Genomic DNA, 18,752 nt, shown 5'->3' on the forward strand with positions numbered 1-18,752 from the left:
CCGCGGGGCGCCGATCTCATCGCGCCATCTCTCTTCAGCTTTTCCCGGGGCGCGCTCCGGCGCGCCAGACGAGCATCAAGAAAACCAAAGGAGACGAATCCATGACAACCAACAGCACGCCGGTCATCACCACGACAGAGGGCCCGGTCCAGGGCGTCGTCGAGAGCGAAATCCTCGTGTTCAAGGGCATCCCCTACGCCGCGCCGCCGGTGGGCCCCCTGCGCTGGAAGGAGCCCCAGCCGGTCGAGCCCTGGAAGGAGACCCGCAAGGCCGACACCTTCGGCAAGGCCTGCCTCCAGCCCACGTATCCCTCCATGGATGGCGCGGGCTCCGTGGGGCCGCAGAGCGAGGACTGCCTGTACCTGAACGTCTGGACGAGCGGCGTGGAGCCCGGCGCGCTCAAGCCCGTGATGGTGTGGATCCACGGCGGCGCCTTCAAGATCGGCGTCGGCAGCGACAAGATGTTCCGCGGGGCTGCCCTGGCCAGGAAGGGCGCCGTGGTGGTGACCTTCAACTACCGCGTGGGCCTCCTCGGGTTCTTCGCCCATCCGGGCCTGGAGAAGGAGCGTCGCCTGGGGCCGGTCAACTTCGGCATCCTCGATCAGATCGCCGCGCTGGAGTGGGTGCAGCGCAACATCGCGGCGTTCGGCGGCGATCCTGGCAACGTCACGATCTTCGGCCAGTCGGCGGGGGGCGAGAGCGTCCTCGCCCTGTTCGCCTCGCCCCTCACGAGGAACAGGGAGCCGGCCCTGTTTCACAAGGGCATCGCGCAGAGCCCCTATGCGATCCCGGAGCAGAGCCGGGAGAAGGCGAACGAGCTCGGGGTCAAGATCGCCAGGGGGCTGTTCAAGCTGAACGGCGAGCATGCGACGGCAGAGGAGCTGCGGGCGGTGCCGGCGGAGAAGTTCTCCGCGAAGTTCATGCCGACCCCGGACAACCCGCGGGGCCAGGTGCCGTTCCTGGGGCCGAGCCCCGTGCACGGCGACGTGGTGCTGCCGACGGGGATCAGGGCCACGTTCGAGGCCGGCGAGCAGGCGCGCCGGCCGCTCGTCATCGGCAGCAACAGCCATGAGACGAGCGTGCTCGACGCGTTCAACATGGATCCGGCGGCGATCATGGCGGCCATCCTCGAGAAGGGAGGGGAGGACGCCGAGAAGGCCCTGGCGTACCTGAAGAGCCTCTACCGCAGCGACCCCGAGGTGACCGACGAGGACCTCGAGGACCCGAGCCGCTTCGCGGGCCTGGTGCTGCGCGACATGCTGTTCACCATGCAGGCCCGGTGGATCGCGGACAAACACTCCGGCGTGGCCGACAGCCGGTGGTACTACTTCAGCTACGTCCCCGAGATCGACCGCGCCGACCAGCCCTTCGGCGTCCCGCACGGCGGCGAGATCCTCTTCCCGTTCGGGGGGATCAGGGACAGGTTCACCGCGGCCGATCGGGCGATGTCCCAGAAGGTCAGCGGATACTGGTTCTCCTTCGCGGAGAACGGCACGCCCGCGGGCGAGGTCACGTGGCCCAAGCACACGACGGGAGGGGGGCTCCGGCAGGACAAGACCCTGAAGCTCGGCGAGCAGATCGTGGTCGCGAACGACTTCAGGAAGATGCGCCTCGACGTGTTCATCGCGATGTACCCGCAGCTCGAGGCGGCGCTGGCAGAGATGTAGCCTCCTGTCGGCCAGCGGCGCTTCCTTCACCAGGCTGCCGAGCTACCGGGGATCTTGGTCCTATGCGAAAATCCTAGTATGCGGCCACATGGCTGGCCGGTCTCCCTCATCACGTGGGCGCCTGCTCGCCGCGCTCGGGCTCGGCATGGCCGTCGCGTCGTCACCCGCGCTCGCCGCCGGCGGCGCGCCCGCGCCCGCCGCGGGCGACCTCCGGGCGCGCGGCGTGCCGTGGATGCGCGTCTTCGACGCGGAGGACGGCATCCCCCAGATCACCATCAACTCCATCGCCTTCGAGCCCGGCGGCCGCCTCTGGGTCGGCACCCAGGGCGGCGCGGCGTCCTACGACGGGCGCCGCTTCACGCCGCTTCCGCTGCCGACCGGCGGGGGGTCGAGCTGGGTGCAGGCGGTCGCCACGGGGCAGGACGGCGCCGTCTGGTTCGGGATGATGACCGGCCAGATCCTCCGCTACGCCGAGGGGCGCTTCACGCGCTTCGGGGCCGCCGAGGGGCTCGCGTCCGAGAGGCCGATCCGGACGCTCCTCGAGGCGCCCACGGGCCGAGGGCGCGCGCTCTTCGCCGGGACGACGGACGGCCTCTACCGGCTCGACGGCGAGCGGTTCACGCGCATCGACCTCGGCCCCGGCTTCGAGCACCCCGACGTGCGCGCGCTGCACCCGACGGCGCTCCCCGGCGGGGAGCCGGCGCTCTGGGCCGGCACGGGCGCGGGCCTCTTCCGCTGCGGCGACCGCGGCTGCGCCCGCTTTGCCACGACCGCGGAGGGGCTGCCCAACGACACGGTCGTGAGCCTGCTCGAGACCGCCGGGGAAGCGGGCGGCCGCGTGCTCTGGGCAGGCACGCGCGCAGGCGTCGCCCGGCTCGCGGGCGGGCGGTGGGAGAGCGTCACCCCGGCGAGCGTGCCGGCGCTGGCGCAGCCTGTGCGGGCGCTCGCCGAGACGGTGAGCGGCACGGGCGCGCGCACGCTCTGGGCCGCCACGTACGGCGGCGGCCTCGCGCGGCTCACGGGCGGGACGTGGACGTCGCTCACGAAGACGAACTCGACCCTGCCGGACGACCACGTGATGGCGCTCGCGGCGACCTCCGAGGCGCACGGCGGGCGTACGCTCTGGATCGGCACCAACGCCGGCGGCCTCGCGCGCCTGCGGCACGACGGATGGGTCGGGTTCACGCAGCGGAGCGCGGGCCTGTCGGGCAGCATCACGTCCCTCGCCGAGGTGCGCGCGCCGGGAGCCCAGGGCGGCCCTCCCGAGCTCTGGGTGGCCCTGAACAACACCGTGGCGCGGTCCTCGGGGCAAGGCTTCTCGCCGCTCGACGCCCCCGAGCTCGCCGGCAAGCTCGGCGACCTCGTGAGCTTCCTCCTGCCGTCTTCGCGCGAGCCCGGGGTGGTCTGGATCGGCAGCGACACCACCGGGCTCCACCGCTGGACCGGCACGCAGCTCACCACGTACACGATGCAGAGCTCGCCGCTCCCTCACAACGGCATCTGGTGGCTGTCCGAGTCCCGCGACGGGCGCGCGCTCTGGATCGGGACGGTCGGCGGGGCCGCGCGCCTCGATGTGGACGGCGCGTGGCAGGTCTTCACGAAGGCGCGGGTGCCCCTCGCGGACGACCACGTGACCAGCATCCTCGAGACCGCGGGCGCGGGCGGGAAGGTCTCCACCTGGTTCGGCACCATGAAGGGGCTCTCGCGGCTCGAAGACGGGCAGTGGCGGAGCTACACCGCGGCGAGCGCGCCGCTCGCCTCGGACGCCATCGGCGCGCTCGCCGAGCTCAGGGACACGCGCGGCGCGCGGGTGCTCTGGATCGGCGCCCAGGGCGGGATCTCGCGCTACGACCTCGACGCGGAGGCGTGGCTCGATCCGCTGAACGAACCGTCCCGGCCGGCGCTGCCGGACGGCATCGTCTACGGCGTGCGCTCGGACGCGCAGGGCCGGGTCTACGCCTTCACCGACCAGGGCGTCACCCGCTTCACCCCGCGCGCACCCACGCCCGACGATCCCGCCGAGCTCGCCGCCTACACCTTCACCACCGACGACGGGCTGCCGAGCAACGAGTGCAACCAGAACGGCTCGCTCGTAGACAGCCGGGGCCGCGTCTGGGCGAGCACGACCGGCGGCGTGGCGGTGCTCGATCCGGCCGAGGAGATCCCGAACGCCGCGCCGAAGCCGCTCGCGCTCGAGGCGCGCGCGGCGGGCGGCGCGCTCGCCCTCTCCCCCGGCGCGTCGCTCGCGTGGGACGAGAACACCGCCTCGTTCGCGTACACGCTGCTGAGCCTCTTCCACGAGCGCAGCACGCGCTACCGCACCCAGCTCGTCGGCTTCGACGCGGCGCCGAGCGCGTGGACCGCGGAGGCGAGCGCGCGCTACACGAACCTCGCGCCCGGCCGGTACACCTTCCAGGTGTGGGGCCGCGATCACGCCGGCAACGTCGCCGGCCCGGCGAGCGTCGCCTTCCAGGTCCGGCCCGCGCCGTGGCGCACGACCTGGGCGTACCTCGGCTACGCCGCGGCGCTCTCCGGGCTCGCCTACGCCGGCATGCGCCTGCGGCTCCGGGCGCTGCGGCGGCGCACGCGCGAGCTGGAGTCGCTCGTGGAGCAGCGCACCGCCGAGCTCACGGCCGCCAGGGACGCCGCCGACGCCGCGAACCAGGCGAAGACCACCTTCCTCGCCAGCATGAGCCACGAGCTGCGCACGCCGCTCAACGGCATCCTCGGTTACGCGCAGCTGCTCCAGCGCTCCGCGCGGCTCGCCCCGGAGGATCGACCCGGCGTCGACGTGGTGCGCCGGTCGGGCGAGCACCTGCTCACCCTGATCGACGATGTCCTCGACCTCGCCCGCATCGAGGCAGGGCGGCTGGATCTCGCGCCGGGCGACGTCCACCTGCCGTCGCTTGCGCGCACGGTCGCGGAGCTGTGCAAGGTGCGCGCGGCGGCGAAGGGGCTCGCGTTCGTGCTCGAGATCGCGGACGGCACGCCGGCGTGGGTGCGCGCCGACGAGAAGCGGCTCACGCAAGTGCTGCTCAACCTGCTCGGCAACGCGATCAAGTTCACCCGCGATGGGCGGGTGACCTTCCGGGTCGCGCCGCGCGACGGACAGGCGCCCGGCGGCGTGCTCTTCCGCGTCGAGGACACCGGCCCCGGCATCGCGGCGGCGGATCTCGCCCGCATCTTCGAGCCGTTCGAGCAGGCCGGCGACCTTCGCGCGCGCGTGGAGGGCGCGGGCCTCGGGCTCGCGATCACCCGCCACATCGTCGACCAGATGGGCGGCTGCATCGACGTGGAGAGCGCGCCCGGCGAGGGCAGCACCTTCACCGTGGCGCTCGACCTGCCCGTGCTCGCCGGCGCGGCGCCGGCCGGCGAGCGGCGCGGGGACGGGGCGATCACGGGCTACGAGGGCGCGCGCCGGGCGATCCTCGTGGTCGACGACCACGAGGACAACCGCGCCTTCCTGCGGGACGTGCTGGTGCCGCTCGGCTTCGAGGTCGTCGAGGCCGCGGGCGGCGAGGCGGCCGTCGCGCTCGCGGCGGAGCGCCGGCCGGACCTCGTGCTGATGGACCTGCGCCTGCCCGATCTCGGCGGCGACGAGGCCGCGCGCAGGATCCGCCGGATCCCGGGGCTCGCCGGCCTGCCCATCGTGGCCACGTCGGCCAGCGTGGAGGCGCCCGAGCGCGCGCGCAGCGAGGCCGCCGGCTGCGACGGCTTCCTTCCGAAGCCGATCGATCTCAGCGCCTTGCTCGAGCAGCTCGAGCGCCGCCTCGCGCTCACCTGGGTGCGCGCGGCGCCCGAGCGCGCACGCGGCGTGGACGGCGTCGCCGACGTCGCTGGCGGCGCCGGCGACGGGGCGTCGCTGCACGGCGCGGTACCCTCGCCGCCCCCGGAGGAGCTCGCGCGCCTCGCCGATCTCGTCGAGCGGGGTCGCCTCCAGGATCTCCTGCAGCGGCTCGCCGCGCTCGAGGCGGAGGATCCGCGGCTCGCGCCGTGGATCCGGGAGGTGCGCGGTCTGGCCGAGGAGTTCCGGGTCCGCGCGCTCGGCGCGCGGCTGGTCGCGGCCGAGCGCGGAGAACAGGCGCCGGCCGGCGGAAGCCGGATCACCGGCGCTGGCGACCCTGGCCCCTGATCCCTTACGATCAGCGGTCGGCCGAATGCGGCTGCAAGGTTTCTGGACGACGCCTATTCGGCGACGACCTCGTCGAGGGTGCGCGCGTTATCGCCCGCAGCAGCCGGCGCTGCAGCGTCGCCGGCTTCCGGCAGGGGTGCAGCCGTGCAATCGCGCGCAGATGGCACCGGTCTGCTTGTTCATCTGAAAACACTCTTCCAGGACGTGGCTCGGCGCGCGGACAAGTCCGCACGCGAGCTCGTACCAGCGCCGCGAGCTCATGCGCCCACAAAAGCACGGAACCATGAACCTGCCAGAGCGAAGCCTTCATTTCCCGCTCAGCCTTAAAGAGCGTCAAATCAGAGTACAAGAGTCGGCTCCAGGCGAGGGCGACCGCATTAAAGTGTGATGTAGCGTGCGACCGACAGGACGCCGGGTCTCACGTGACACCGTGACCTGACTGCCGTTCGCTGGACCCTGTAGAGCGTCAGTAAAAATGGCTCTCCCGCACTCTTGCTGAAGTAGGGAAGCGAGGTCTTCCCCAGCCGTTTGACTCGCCCGGCACCGATCTCCACGCGCTTCGTTGCGATGCTCGGCGCATTACATCAGCTCCCGGCGGGCCGCCATGGGACCAAGGTCCAATCGACGCCCCCGGCGCACGTGTTCTAGACCTTCCGCGCCCTCGACGACGCGCGGACGCCGGCGAGCCTCGCGTCCACTCGCCGGGACTCGACGTCGGCGAGCGCGTCACGACTCGTTGAAGAGCGCGAGGCACCGATCGGCGAGCACGCCGCCGACGAGATCGACGGGCGCGCCGGAGCTCTCGTTCATCCACCGCGCGGGGACGGCCAGCTCGCGCTGCGCGCCGCCCGTCGCCGCCGTGACCTCCTGCATCGTGCAGCCGAAGACGACGCGGCTCACCCGGGCGAGCCAGGCCGCGGTGAAGCACATCGGGCAGGGCTCCACGGTGGTGTACAGCGTGTAGCCGGTGAGGTCCGGCCCGGCGGCCGCGCAGGCGCGGCGGACGGCGCCGACCTCGGCGTGCCACGTGAAGTCGCGCTGGGCGTTCACCTCGTCGGTCGCCTCGGCCACGACGGTGCCGTCGGGGGCGGCCACCAGGGCGCCGAACGGCGGCTCGCCCGCGCGCTGCGCGCCGCGCGCGAGCTCCAGCGCGCGCGCCATGCGCGCCTCGTCGCGGCTCATCGGACGAGCCTCGGGTCGAGCAGCGACTCGGGCGCCGGCGCCTTCTTGACGAGCTTGGACTCGACCGCGAAGTCGACCACCGCCTTCATCGAGGCGTACACGGGGCCGGCCTTCTCCGCCGTGCCGAAGAGCTGCTTGTTGTCGGCCAGATCGTAGATCTTGTCGCCGCCCAGCATGCCCTTCACGTCCTCGGGCGGAGCGCTCAAGTACTTGCCGACGATGGGAATCGCCTTGTCGGGCTCGCCGCGCAGGACGCGCACCCCCTGATCGATGGCGCCGATGAACCTCGAGCAGGCGTCGCCGGACTCGGCGAGCCGCGATCGGCGCACGGCCACCGCGTCCATGATGGTGTCGGGGACGCTGGCGCTCGAGAAGATCACGCGACCGCCGCCCTTGGTCGCCTTGGTGATCCACGGCTCCCAGGTGACCGCGGCGTCGACCTTCCCCGCCACGAACGCGGCCCCGGCATCGTCTGCGCTCATGCTCGTGAGCTTCACGTCGTCCGTGGAGAGCCCGGACTTCTTCAGGCCGGCGAGGAACAGCATGTGATTGACCTCGCCGAGGGTGAGCGCGACCGTCTTGCCCTTGAGATCGGCCATGGACGCGACCCCCTCCTTCGCCACCACCGCGTCCGCGCCGTTCGAGCTGTCGATGAGCGCGATGGCCACGATATCCGTGTCGCCGTTGCCGCTCAGCACGGCCAGGTTCTGCAGGGTCGTCAGGCCGATATCGAGCTTCCCCGCGGCCAGCGCCGGCAGCGTGTCCCCGGGGTTCGAGAACGGCTTGAGCTCGACGTCGAGGCCAGCCTGCTTGAACAGCCCGAGCTCGTTCGCGATGAACACGCCCGCATAACCGATCCACAGGTCGTGTCCCACGGTCAGCTTCACCGGCGCGTTCGCCGCGGCCCCGGGCTTCTCGCCCGGCGCGGCGGCGGCGGGCATCTCGCGCGCTGGCTCGTCCTTCTTCGAGCAGCCTGGCGACAGGAGGAGGCAGGCGAGCGCTGCCCCGAGCTCTAGCACGACGGTCCTTCGGTTCATGGATCCTCTCCCCTCGGCGTATGCGTGAGCCCGAGGAGCAAACGGCGGCGCTGCTCCTCGGGGCGGGCCTTCCCCCGCAGGAGCGAGAGAATATCCCGTTTGAGGCGCAGCAACGCCTCGTCGAGCTTGAGGTCGGGCGAGCGATCCGCCCGGGGTACCGGCACGTCGATGGTGGCCACGACGCGGCCGGGGCGCTCGGAGAAGACCACCACGCGATCGGACAGGATCAGGGCCTCATCCACGTCGTGGGTGACGAAGAGCGTCGTGATCCGGTGATGTCGGATCACATGGAGCAGGAGCCCCTGCATCTCCTCACGTGTCTGGGCGTCGAGGGCGCCGAACGGCTCATCCATCAGCAGCACCTCCGGCTGCGCGGCGAGCGCCCGCGCCAGCGCGGCGCGCTGCTGCATGCCGCCGCTCAGCTCCGCGGGCGCGCCGTCGCGGAAGTCCCACAGATCGACGAGGCGCAGCAGGCGCTCGACGCGGTCCGCCTCTCGCTCGGAGCCGGCCTGCCGCGCCCGGCCGCGGTGGCGGGCCAGCGTCAGCGGGAAGCGGACGTTCTCCCGCACGCTGAGCCACGGGAAGAGTGTCTGTTGCTGGAACACGACGCCGAGCTCGGCGCCGGGGCCGAGGACGCGTTCGCCGCCGAGCGTGACGGCCCCGGTGGTCGCCGGCTCGAGCCCCGCGACGATGTGCAGCAGCGTCGATTTCCCGCACCCGGAGGGGCCCACGAGGCTCACGAACTCGCCCTCGCCGACATCGAGGTCGAGCGGGCAGAGCGCGCTGGTCTCGCCGCGGCGGCCGGCGTACGCCTTGCTGACGCCGCGCACGGAGAGCGTCACGCGTCGCGCCCCCTGGCCCAGCGGAAGAGCCGGCGGTGCGCTGCGCCGAACGCCCAGTCGAGCCCCAGGCCGATCGCGCCCAGCACCGCCAGGTACGCGTAGATGCTGGGCGTCTGGATGAAGCGATAGAACCTGAGGACGCGGAAGCCGAGGCCCTCGGTGGCGGCCACGAGCTCCGCGACGACGACGTAGCTCCACGCCCACCCGTTGCACATGCGCAGCGCGCTCCAGATGCCGGGGAGGGCGGCCGGGGCCAGCACGCGCCAGACGATCTCCCGCCGGGTGGCTCCGAGGCTCTGGCTGACCTGGAGCAGCGGCGCCGGGACCCGCCGTACCTCGTCCGCGGTCATGAGCAGCAGCTGGAAGAAGGTCCCCAGGAAGATGAGGAGGACCTTCGCGCCCTCGCCGATGCCCGCCGCGATCATGACGAGCGGGATCAGCGCCGGCACGGGGACATAGCGGAGGAACTCGGTCGGCGGCTCGATCAGCGCGGCGATCGATCGGAACGCGCCGGCGAGCACGCCGAGCGGGACCGCGAGGAGCGCGGCGGCCACGAACCCGGCCGTGACCCGCAGGAAGCTATGGCGGACGTCGAGCCAGAGCTCCGCCGAGCCGAGCGCGTCGGCCGTCGCCCGCCCGATGCTCGCGAGCGTGGGAGCGAGGGCGGTGTTCACCCCGTCGCGGCCCGCGAGCCCGGCGTACGCCGCGAGGGTGGCGAGGAAGCTCGCCGCGCCGAGCGCGAGACGGACCCGGGCGGGAACGGGGCGGCCGAGCGCGAGCCAGCGCGACGGTGGTCGCTCGCACTGTCGCGACGGGGCTCGCGGCGCTCGGTCGCCGGGCATCCGTCAGCCGAAGAGCTGCATCACCGCGGCGCTCTCGGTGACGTAGGCGAACGCGTTGCTCATGCAGAGGATCGCGGCGTCGTGGAGCTCCCGTGAGGTCCCGGCCACGGCGTCGACCGGGAGCAGCACGCGGTAATCCAGGTTCCTCGCGGTGAGCACGGTGCTGAGCACGCAGATGTTGGTGCACACGCCGCAGCAGATGAGGTTCTCCACCCGCTTGCACCGGAGCAGCAGGTCGAGGTCGGTGCCCAGAAAACAGTCGTAGCGCCGCTTGGTGAAGATCCGATGATCCTGCGGCTCGATCCGCAGCCCATCGACCATCTCGGCGCCGCGGGATCCCTCGAGGCAGTGCAGCGGCTCGAACTCCAGCTCGATGCCGAAGTCGCACCGATCGGCCCTGTGCATCTCCTGGGTGAAGACGACCGGCAGGCCGTGCCCTCTCGCCCACGCGGCGAGTGCGTTGACGCTCCGCACGATATCGAGCGCCCCGCGCGCCTCGCAGGGCGCGCCCTCCTCGACGAAGTCCCGCTGCATGTCGATGACGAGGAGGGCGGTGGTGGCGGGGCGGACCTGGTCGAGGGGCAACGGGCGGATACGCGGCGTCATCGCTGGTCTGGACGTTCGACGCGCAGGGGACACCGGGCGCGTCGAGCTCGCTGAGGTGTGGTGAAGTGGTGAACCGACCGTCTCTACATCAGCCGGGAATGCAGCGCTAAAAGGCTGAACGGAACTTAGCGGGTGCCTCGCCGGAGGGTCAAGCGAGACCTGGGTGCGTGAGCACTTCGAGAGGGCGTGAGGTCGCCCGCTGTGTGGAACAAGGTGCGAGGGGGAGGAGGAGAGGTCTCTCGGCGCCGCTCGGCGTCGCCTGACGTCTACGGTGGCGCCATCGGCTGCGCGCCGGTCAACTTTCTCCGCCGCGCCATCGCGTAACGCACGCCGGCCCGGAGATCTCTCAGGAGGACGATGCCCTCCAGCGTCTCGCCGAGGCTCGCGAGCGCCGCGGCGGTGCTGGCCGACATCCCCACGAGGACGCTCTCGGCGCCGAGCAGGCCCACGGCCTGCACCGCGCGCAGGAGGTGGAGCGCGACGGCGCTGTCGATCATCGGGACGCCGGTGAGATCGACGATCACGAACTCGGCGTCGTGGCGCTCCACGCCTTGCAGGAGCGCCGCCATGAGCTGGGTGCCCCGCATCGTGTCGAGATTGCCGATGAGCGGCACGACGATGACCCCGTGGTCGATGGGCAGGACCGGCGTCGAGAGCGCGGCTATCGTCTCGAGGAGGCGCGACTGGATGGCGAGGAGATCGGCCTCGGTGCTCCGCAGCGCCTCTTCCGTCCTCTTTCGTGCGGTCATGTCGACCACGACCCCGACCATCCCGATCACACGCCCGCTCGCGTCGCGGAACGGGACGTTGTTCTCCAGCGTCCAGCCGTCGCTCCCGTCCTCGAGCTTCCACCGGAGCTCCACGTTGATCCGCGGGATCCCCTCGGACATGATGATCTCGTCGTTCTCGCGGTAGCTGCGCGCGACCTCGTCGACGAATATCTCCTCGTCGCGCTTCCCGACGATCCTGTCGCTCGAGAGGCGATAGTGCTCCGCATAAGCCTTGTTGACGGCGAGGTACCGGTGGTCCCGAGCCTTGAAGAACACCATCGCCGGGATCGCGTCGAGCATCGCGGCGTACCCCGAGGCCTCCGCCGCGAAGAAGCTGGCCAGGAGCTCATGCTCCCGTGCGGCGGGCCGCGCCTCGCGTACGACCGAGCTCGGTCGCTGCGCCTCGGCCAGGGCCTGCTCCAGGTCCGCGACGCGCCTGCGGAGCGCCGCGACCTGCTCGTGCAGCGACGTCTCGCTATCTGGGTCTGAAAGACACTGCATTAAAGGGTACCACGCGTCGGCCGGGCCACGGTGGCCGCATGATTGTCGGGGGCGCAACACTTGTCAAGCGCTCGATGTCCGTTGTCGACTCACCGCGTGTCGCCGGTGTGGGCCGGCAGGTCCCGTGGATGTCGACCAAGACGTTCCTCGCCCGTGCGGAGGGCGAGCGCGCGCCGTTACGCGCTGTTACGCGCCGTTACGCGCCGTCACGCGCCGTTTACCCGTCGTTGACGCGCCGTTTACCCGTCGTTGACGCGCCGTTCAAGCTGGACCCGTGCTCATTTGTCAGGACAGGATCTGCGGAGGGCGGGAATCTACCTCGTACAACGCGGACGATGATTGTGCGTTGCGCGTGGCCGATGAAGCGGCGTGGACGTGAGATTCGTTGTCTCGCGGTTCTCGATTCCCGGTCGAGTGGGACCACGGAGGCGCCTTGAACGATCGGCTCTTCCCTGGTCGATACGCGCCATGGCCGGGGGTGGCCCCGCCGCCTGCGCGAGGCCTTGTGTCTTGGCCGGCTGCGGCGCAAAGCGCGGCGCGTGAGCGTTTCGGGCGTACCAATGAGCGCCGCAGGCGCGCGCCGCGCGGCGCGCGGGCGCAGGGTAGGCGCACCAGCCGGCGCGTCGCCGGCCCGTTCACACGAGAGAGCGCACAATGAAAACGCAACCGAAACGCCTCGCCGCGGTCCTCGCCTGCCTCGCTGCCGTCCTCCCGGCGTGCGCCGAGAGCGAGGCCCCGGCCGCGCCGGAGCTCCGCCGCGTCGCCGGCTTCAGCACACCCGAGTCGGTGCTCCACGACGAGGAGCGCGACGTTTACCTCGTCTCGAACATCGTCGGCTCACCCGTCGAGAAGGACGACCGCGCGTTCATCTCGCGCGTCTCGCCGGACGGCGAGATCCTCGACCTGACATGGATCGACGGCGCGTCGGAGGGCGTGACGCTGAGCGCCCCGAAGGGCATGGCCATCGCGGGCGGCAGGCTCTATGTGGCCGATATCGACGTGATCCGCGTCTTCGACGCGAGCGACGGCGCGCCCATCGAGGACATCGAGGTCGCCGGCGCCGGCCTGCTCAATGACGTCGCGGCCATGCCCGACGGGTCGATCGTGGTCTCGGATTCCGGCGTGGCCATCGGGGAGGGCGGGTTCACCCCGATCGGCACCGACGCGCTCGTCGCGGTCGATCCGGGCGGGGAGGTCTCCCGGCTGATCGCGGATCCCGCGCTGCCGCACCCGAACGGCGTGGCGTGCGCGGAGGGCGAGATCTGGGTGGCTTACCTCGGCGCGGCGCGGGTCGACGCGCTCGACGCGCTCGACGTCTCCGCGCAGCCGCGGCGCGAGATCTCCCTGCCGGCTGGCACGCTGGACGGCCTCGTGCGCCTTGATGACGGCCGGCTCCTCGTGTCGAGCTGGGACGCGGGCGCCGTCTTCGAGATCGACCCCGCCGGGGACGCGGCGCCGCGCGTCTCCACGCTCGCGGAGGATCTCCCGAGCCCCGCCGATCTCGGCTGGGACCGCGCCAGGAATCGCCTGCTCGTCCCGCTCTTCAACGACGGCGAGATCGTCCTGCTCGACGTGAAGTGAGCCGGCGGAACAGCGCTTTGGGCCCAGGGGCGGCGCGGTTACGCTGCGCCGCCCCGGCCGGCCCCGCGCTGTGTCTCCGCGGCGAGAGACGCGCCCTTTTCCATCAGGAGCGACGATGAAGACCCAGCTCACCCGACTGCTCGAGCCCACCGATCAAGCCCAGGCCTGGGGCGCGCTCAGAGAGGCCATCTCCCGCCTGGAGCGCACGTCCTCGGCGAGCGGCGCCGGCCTGGCCCGGTGGGTCGGCGTCTTCACCCGCACGCGCGATCGGATAACGATACAGCGGCTCTCCCGGCCGCTCGTCGTGCTCATCCTCGACGGCGCGAAGCGGATCTTCCTCGACGGCCCGGACGGCAACACGCGCCTCGTCGCCCGGGAGGGGCAGATCCTGCTCGTGCCGCAGGGCATCCCCCTCGAGCTCGTGAACGAGCCCGATCCCGAGCGCGGCGCGTACCGCTCGTTCACGATCGAGCTCTTGAGCGAGGTCGACGAGCGGCTCCAGCGCCGGTATCCCACGCTCTGCGTCCAGCGGGGGCTCGGCGGCTTCGAGGCGGATCGGCCGCACCTCCTGCGCTCCGCGATGCCGTCGATCCAGGCGCTGATCCACCTCGTGAACACGCTCCTCTTGCCCGGCGCGCACGCGCTGCTCATCGAGCACCGGCTGGAGGATCTCATCCTGACCCTGCTCCTGCAGCACCGGGAGCAGCTCGACGAGGCGCGCGCCGCCTCCTCGACGCTGGCGCTCGATCCGACGCTCGCGGTGCGGGCGCTGGTGCGCCGCGATCCGGCGCGCCCGTGGGCGGCCCCGGAGGTCGCGCGCGCGCTCGGGGTGAGCGACGCGACGCTGCGCCGCCGGCTCGGCGCGAAGGGGGTCTCGTTCAGGGCCCTCCTGTGGAAGGAGCGCCTCGATCTCGCCAAGGGGCTCCTGCGCTCGGGGCGCCACGGCGTGCTGGAGGTCGCGACGGCCTGCGGCTACGACTCGGCGTCGCGCTTCGCCGAGCAGTTCCGGCGCTCCGAGGGCGTCAGCCCCTCGGAGTACCGCGCGCGGCACCGGGCGAGCGCGAACGACTGCTGGAGCGAGGAGCCCGAGCTCGACGCGAGGTGAGGGGCTCAGCCCGCCTTGTCGATGCGGCCGTCGGGGTAGCGCGCGAAGCGGCCTTCCGCGCGCCCGTGGACCGGGCCGTCGCTCGGCCACGGCCATCCGCCGAAGCCCGTCCGCCGGTAGTCGAGGAAGGCCTGCTGGACCTCCGCCATCGAGGTCATCACGAAGGGGCCTTGCTGCGCGACGGGCTCGCCGATCGGCTTGCCCTGGAGGAGAAGGATCTCGCCCTCGTCGGGGCCGTTCTCGAGCAGCGCTGTGGCGCCGTCGCGGAGCGTGATCCTGTGGGCCGCGGGGACGCGGCGGGCGCCGACGCGCAGCTCGGCGCCGCGGAAGAAGTAGAGCGCGCGGTTCGTGCCGGGGGAGGCGGCCGGCAGCGTGAACCGCGCGCCCGGGGCCATCTTGAGCGTCCAGATCGCCACGTCGGACGCGGCGCGCGCCGCCCACGATCTCGGCGGCGGTGCCGGCGGGCGGAGCTCGCCGAGGCGGCCGGCGACGATCGTGATCTCGGTCGTCCTGCCCGCGGCGTCGCGCGCGATCTGCCTGGGGATCGTGTCGCCCCACATCATCACGAAGCGCGGTTCGGCGAGCTTGTCGGCGCGCGGCAGGTTGAGCCAGATCTGGAAGAGCTCGAGCGGGTTGGGCCCGTCCTTCTCGACGAGCGGGAACATCTCCGCGTGGACGATGCCGCTCCCCGCCGTGAGCCACTGGACATCGCCGCGGCCGTAGCGCGCGGCCGCCCCGAGCGAGTCCGCGTGATCGACGAGCCCGCGCCGCACGACGGTCACGGTCTCGAAGCCGCGGTGCGGGTGCTGCGGGAAGCCGGGGACCACGTCGCCGTGGTACATGCGCCAGCCGTCCTTGCCCGCGAAGTCGCGCCCGATGGCGCGGCCCGCGAGCGAGGCGGCCGGACCCATCCGCTCGTCGCCGGCCGGGTACGCGTCGTCGTGGTGGACGCAGAACAGGAAGGGATCGAGCGTCTCCCAGGGGAACCCGAGCGGCGCGACGTCGCGGACGACGTCCTCCGCGGCGAGCGCGGCCTCGTCGCCACGACCGGGCGAGGGCGTGGAGGGGTCGCACGCGGCGACGACGGGCGTTGCGGCGAGGGCGCCGAGGGCTGTGCGGCGATCCATGGGGCTCATCGTCTCATCGTAAGGTGGACCTCATGGAGGGACAACGGTGCGAGCGCGCAACGTGGCGTTGCGCCGGCAGCAACGCGCGCGACGTGCGAGCCGCCGCGCGGGCCGGGTAGAGCAGGGGAGCGGTGAGGGGCGCGTCTGGGCGTGAGCGCGGCGCTTTTTCGTGCGGAGGCGGGGCGGGCGCGCCTGGAGTCGACTAGAGTCGAGCCTCGTGTCCAAACGGCGCTCCGAATCGAGCATCATCTTCCTTGTCGCTGCGGTCCAGTTCATCAACATCCTCGACTTCGTGATGGTGATGCCGCTCGGGCCCGACTTCGCGGTCGCGCTGGGCATCCCGATGTCCAGCATCGGCTTCATCGGCGGCAGCTACACGGCGGCGGCCGCGGTCTCGGGCCTCGCGGGCGCGTTCTTCCTCGACCGCTTCGACCGGCGCAGCGCGCTCGCCGTGGCGATGCTCGGCCTCGTCGCCGGCACGGCGGCCGGGGGCTTCGCCACGGGGCTCCCGAGCCTCATGGCGGCGCGCGTGCTCGCCGGGGCGTTCGGCGGGCCCGCGACCTCGGTCGCGTTCTCGATCGTCGCCGACGTGATCCCGCCCGAGCGGCGCGGCAAGGCGATGGGCGTCGTGATGGGCTCGTTCTCGGTCGCCTCGGTGCTCGGCGTCCCCGCCGGGCTGGAGCTCGCCCGCCGCGGCGGCTTTCCGCTGCCGTTCTTCGCGGTCGCGGCGCTCGGGCTGCTCGTCGCCGGGCTCGCGATCTTCCTCCTGCCGTCGATGCGGGATCACCTGACCGGCGCGCCGCCGTCGGGCAGCGCGCTCGGCGAGCTCGGCGCGCTCCTCGGCCGGCCGATCGTGCTGCTCTCGTACGCGACGACGGCGATCCTGACGGTGGCGTCGTTCCTGGTGATCCCCAACATCTCGGCTTACGTGCAGTACAACCTCGGGTATCCGCGCGAGCGGCTCGGGCTGCTCTACTTCGTGGGAGGCCTGGTGAGCTTCGCCGCGATGCGGGCCGTGGGACCCTTGGTGGACCGCTTCGGCGCGTTTCAGACGGGCTCGGTGGGGGCGGCGGTGCTCGCGGGCGTCCTCTACGCCGGGTTCGTCTCGTATACGCCGGGGCTGCCGGTGCTCGCGATCTTCATCGTCTTCATGCTGGGCATGACGTTCCGCAACGTCTCGTACAACACGCTGACGTCGAAGGTGCCGCGCCCCGCCGAGCGGGCGCGCTTCACCTCGATGCAGTCGGCCGTGCAGCACATGTCGTCCGCGATCGCTGCGTTCGCGGCGGCCAGGATGCTCCACGAGCTGCCGGACCACCGTCTCGATGGCATGCCGGTCGTCGCGGGGCTGTCGATCGTGTTCACGGTGGCGCTGCCGCTGCTGTTCCTCGGGATCGAGCGGCGCGTCGCGCTGGTGGCTACGGGGCGCTCGTAGTCGTCGCGCCGCGGGTCACGGCGCTATGCGGCGCTCGAGCTCGCCTGTGGCGCCTCGGCGCCGACGTCGTGGTCACCTGGATGAGAATGGCATCGCCGCCAGGCGCTCTCGCGTCAGCGAGCAGGCTCCATCTGCGAGAAGCGATAAGCCCCCACGGTGGCGGCGATGGACGAGAGGACGAGGAGCGAGAGCGCGAGCCCGATGTTGTTCAGCGACTCGCCGAGGCCGACCAGCCAGATCCAGCGCGTGTCGGGCGCCACGGCGCCGATGTAGGTGAGGGATTTGATGAAGCCGGTGACGAACCCGAGCCCGCCGGACACCAGCGTGAGGATACCGAGGCTCACCTGGAGCGGCACGAACCGCCGCTCGGGGGAGATGGCGTATCGGACGGATGCGGCGAGGAGCAGGAGCCCGAAGACGAGCGTGGGATACATCCCCCAGCCGCCCATGTGGAAGGCTTCGACCATGACGAGTACCTCCTTGGATACCGCTCCAGACAGGCGCTGGGCGCGAAGGTTCCGGGCCGGGGAGGGGAACATCGCCGCGACGTGCGCTGCGCCGAGGCAGACGCCGGACGGACGCGGCGCCTGGGCGGCTCGCCGCACGAGGTGCGCTCTCGCGCAACTGAATCAGAGCACGAAACGGGCCCACAGCATCGCAGCGTCGAGCGACGCGGCGGGGAGGATCTCGAGCTTCACTCCGCCGCGGTCGTCGGTGCGGTACGATTGAGGGCTGTTCATGAGGAGCAGGACCGCGCCCGTGATCGCGGTCGTTCCGCCGGCGATGAGCGCGCCGATCGCGAGTCGGTCCTCGAGGACGCTGCCCTCGTACTCATCGCGGGCGGACGGCGCGCACGACGGCGTGCAGCTGGTCTGGAAGCGCTCATCCGCCTCATCGTGAGCCGTCGTAGCGTGCCATTTCAGCACGGCGCCGGCCGAGCCCAGGGCGGCGCCGGCCCCGAGCGTGGCCCAGGGCATCCATGCGGGCCACCTCTGGCTGGTGACGACGGTATCGGGGCTCAACGCGAGCTGGCCCGAAGCCTCCTTGCCGGCGAGCACGACGATCGGCTTGACGACCGTGAAGTAGCCAGTCTTTCTCGCCGTGACGACGTGCTCTCCTGGCGTCACGATCCGGCGCCGGGTGCCAGGGCCGACGAACCAGGGCTTGCCGTCGACCAGCAGGGCGGCGCCCGGCTCGTCGCAGCGAATCTCGATGACCGCGAGCTCTTGCTCCACGAGCGCGCGCATCGCCGCGCGCGCCTCCTGCTCCGTCTCGGGATCGAGCGCTCCCGGGCCCCATTGCAGCGACATGCGCAGATTGTCGTAGGCCAGCAACGGCACACCGATGCTCGCGAGCGCCCGTCCCAGGTAGAGCCGGAGCTCGGGGTGCTCCCAGGAAATCAGCGCCTGCTCGTACTCGCCCGCGCCTCCGCGAGCATCATGCGCCGTTGCAGCTCCCGCGCTTCCTCGAACAGCGCCTGGGCTCTCTGCTTCCGATCCTCGGAGACTCCTCGGTGCCATGGCGGCGGCGATGACGACTTCGCCGTTGGCGACGGCGCTGGTGTCGGCGGCGATGGGGGCGACTCCGCCGTTGGCGGCGCTGGAGCCCCCATCGCCGACGGCGATGACGACTCCGCCGCTGGCGGCGTTGCCTGCGCTCCCGCAGGGGCGGCGCACAGGGCCACGAGGGCGATGGGCACGAGGTGCTTCACACAGGAGACGCCGACCCGAGCGGGTCGCTTGCGGGTCGTCGTGGTGACAGCCAAGTGCCTCTCCTCCGGAGCGCTGCTGAGCTTCGAGCGCGCTCGCGCCGGTCGCCCTGGGCGCGACGAGCAGACGTCGTGGTTCAGGCTACACCCGTGCTGGTCCTCCTGTGAAGTGGCTGGCGCCATGGGTGCTGTTGGATACCCGGGACGCCCGGCGGCC

Annotated in this window: 14 protein-coding genes; 5 read left to right on the forward strand and 9 right to left on the reverse strand. The window is 71.9% G+C overall.

Annotation, left to right across the window (positions count from 1 at the left end):
* Positions 1-101: 101 nt before the first annotated feature.
* Positions 102-1,667, forward strand: coding sequence for a carboxylesterase/lipase family protein (locus WMF12_RS17980; RefSeq protein WP_437872786.1), 1,566 nt, complete (start codon positions 102-104; stop codon positions 1,665-1,667).
* An 88-nt stretch (positions 1,668-1,755) separates the two neighbouring features.
* Positions 1,756-5,799 carry an ATP-binding protein gene (locus tag WMF12_RS17985; protein ID WP_437872787.1) on the forward strand — a complete coding sequence of 1,348 codons (4,044 nt, stop codon included), beginning with the start codon at positions 1,756-1,758 and terminating at the stop codon, positions 5,797-5,799.
* Positions 5,800-6,525: 726 nt separating this feature from the next.
* On the opposite strand, the gene WMF12_RS17990 is transcribed toward WMF12_RS17985, so the two are convergent.
* The 6 genes from WMF12_RS17990 to WMF12_RS18015 all read right to left on the reverse strand — a co-directional run bounded on the left by WMF12_RS17990 (position 6,526) and on the right by WMF12_RS18015 (position 11,579).
* A complete protein-coding gene (locus tag WMF12_RS17990) occupies positions 6,526-6,981 on the reverse strand; it encodes a nucleoside deaminase (RefSeq protein WP_437872788.1) in 456 nt (151 codons plus the stop codon).
* On the reverse strand, positions 6,978-8,018 hold the full coding sequence (locus tag WMF12_RS17995) for an aliphatic sulfonate ABC transporter substrate-binding protein (protein ID WP_437872789.1): 1,041 nt from the start codon (positions 8,016-8,018) through the stop codon (positions 6,978-6,980). The genes WMF12_RS17990 and WMF12_RS17995 overlap by 4 nt, the downstream gene beginning before the upstream one ends.
* The gene (locus tag WMF12_RS18000) at positions 8,015-8,860 is read right to left on the reverse strand and encodes an ABC transporter ATP-binding protein (protein WP_437746877.1); all 846 of its coding nucleotides are present in this window, start codon (positions 8,858-8,860) and stop codon (positions 8,015-8,017) included. Before WMF12_RS18000 ends, WMF12_RS17995 begins: the two co-directional genes overlap by 4 nt.
* Entirely contained in the window at positions 8,857-9,702 is an 846-nt protein-coding gene (locus WMF12_RS18005; protein WP_437872790.1) for an ABC transporter permease, read from the reverse strand. The genes WMF12_RS18000 and WMF12_RS18005 overlap by 4 nt, the downstream gene beginning before the upstream one ends.
* Before the next feature lie 3 nt (positions 9,703-9,705).
* A complete protein-coding gene (locus WMF12_RS18010) occupies positions 9,706-10,308 on the reverse strand; it encodes a cysteine hydrolase family protein (RefSeq protein ID WP_437872791.1) in 603 nt (200 codons plus the stop codon).
* A gap of 266 nt (positions 10,309-10,574) precedes the next feature.
* Positions 10,575-11,579: a PAS domain-containing protein gene (locus tag WMF12_RS18015; RefSeq protein WP_437872792.1), complete on the reverse strand. Its 1,005-nt coding sequence runs from the start codon at positions 11,577-11,579 to the stop codon at positions 10,575-10,577.
* Between the two features lie 654 nt (positions 11,580-12,233).
* On the opposite strand from WMF12_RS18015, the gene WMF12_RS18020 reads away from it, so the two are divergent.
* A complete protein-coding gene (locus WMF12_RS18020) occupies positions 12,234-13,160 on the forward strand; it encodes an SMP-30/gluconolactonase/LRE family protein (RefSeq protein WP_437872793.1) in 927 nt (308 codons plus the stop codon).
* A 115-nt stretch (positions 13,161-13,275) separates the two neighbouring features.
* Positions 13,276-14,265 carry a helix-turn-helix transcriptional regulator gene (locus WMF12_RS18025; protein ID WP_437300456.1) on the forward strand — a complete coding sequence of 330 codons (990 nt, stop codon included), beginning with the start codon at positions 13,276-13,278 and terminating at the stop codon, positions 14,263-14,265.
* 5 nt (positions 14,266-14,270) lie between these two features.
* Here WMF12_RS18025 and WMF12_RS18030 read toward each other — a convergent pair whose 3' ends face one another.
* Positions 14,271-15,401: a pirin family protein gene (locus tag WMF12_RS18030; RefSeq protein ID WP_437872794.1), complete on the reverse strand. Its 1,131-nt coding sequence runs from the start codon at positions 15,399-15,401 to the stop codon at positions 14,271-14,273.
* 208 nt (positions 15,402-15,609) lie between these two features.
* On the opposite strand from WMF12_RS18030, the gene WMF12_RS18035 reads away from it, so the two are divergent.
* Positions 15,610-16,827 (forward strand): MFS transporter, encoded by a 1,218-nt coding sequence (locus WMF12_RS18035; RefSeq protein WP_437872795.1) that lies wholly within the window; start codon positions 15,610-15,612, stop codon positions 16,825-16,827.
* 113 nt (positions 16,828-16,940) lie between these two features.
* Here WMF12_RS18035 and WMF12_RS18040 read toward each other — a convergent pair whose 3' ends face one another.
* Both WMF12_RS18040 and WMF12_RS18045 read right to left on the reverse strand, forming a co-directional pair.
* The gene (locus tag WMF12_RS18040; RefSeq protein ID WP_437872796.1) at positions 16,941-17,294 is read right to left on the reverse strand and encodes a hypothetical protein; all 354 of its coding nucleotides are present in this window, start codon (positions 17,292-17,294) and stop codon (positions 16,941-16,943) included.
* 162 nt (positions 17,295-17,456) lie between these two features.
* Positions 17,457-18,167: a hypothetical protein gene (locus WMF12_RS18045; protein ID WP_437872797.1), complete on the reverse strand. Its 711-nt coding sequence runs from the start codon at positions 18,165-18,167 to the stop codon at positions 17,457-17,459.
* Positions 18,168-18,752 lie beyond the last annotated feature (585 nt).

It is taken from the genome of Sorangium sp. So ce363 (assembly GCF_051520435.1).
GTDB lineage: Bacteria > Myxococcota_A > Polyangia > Polyangiales > Polyangiaceae > Sorangium > Sorangium cellulosum_B.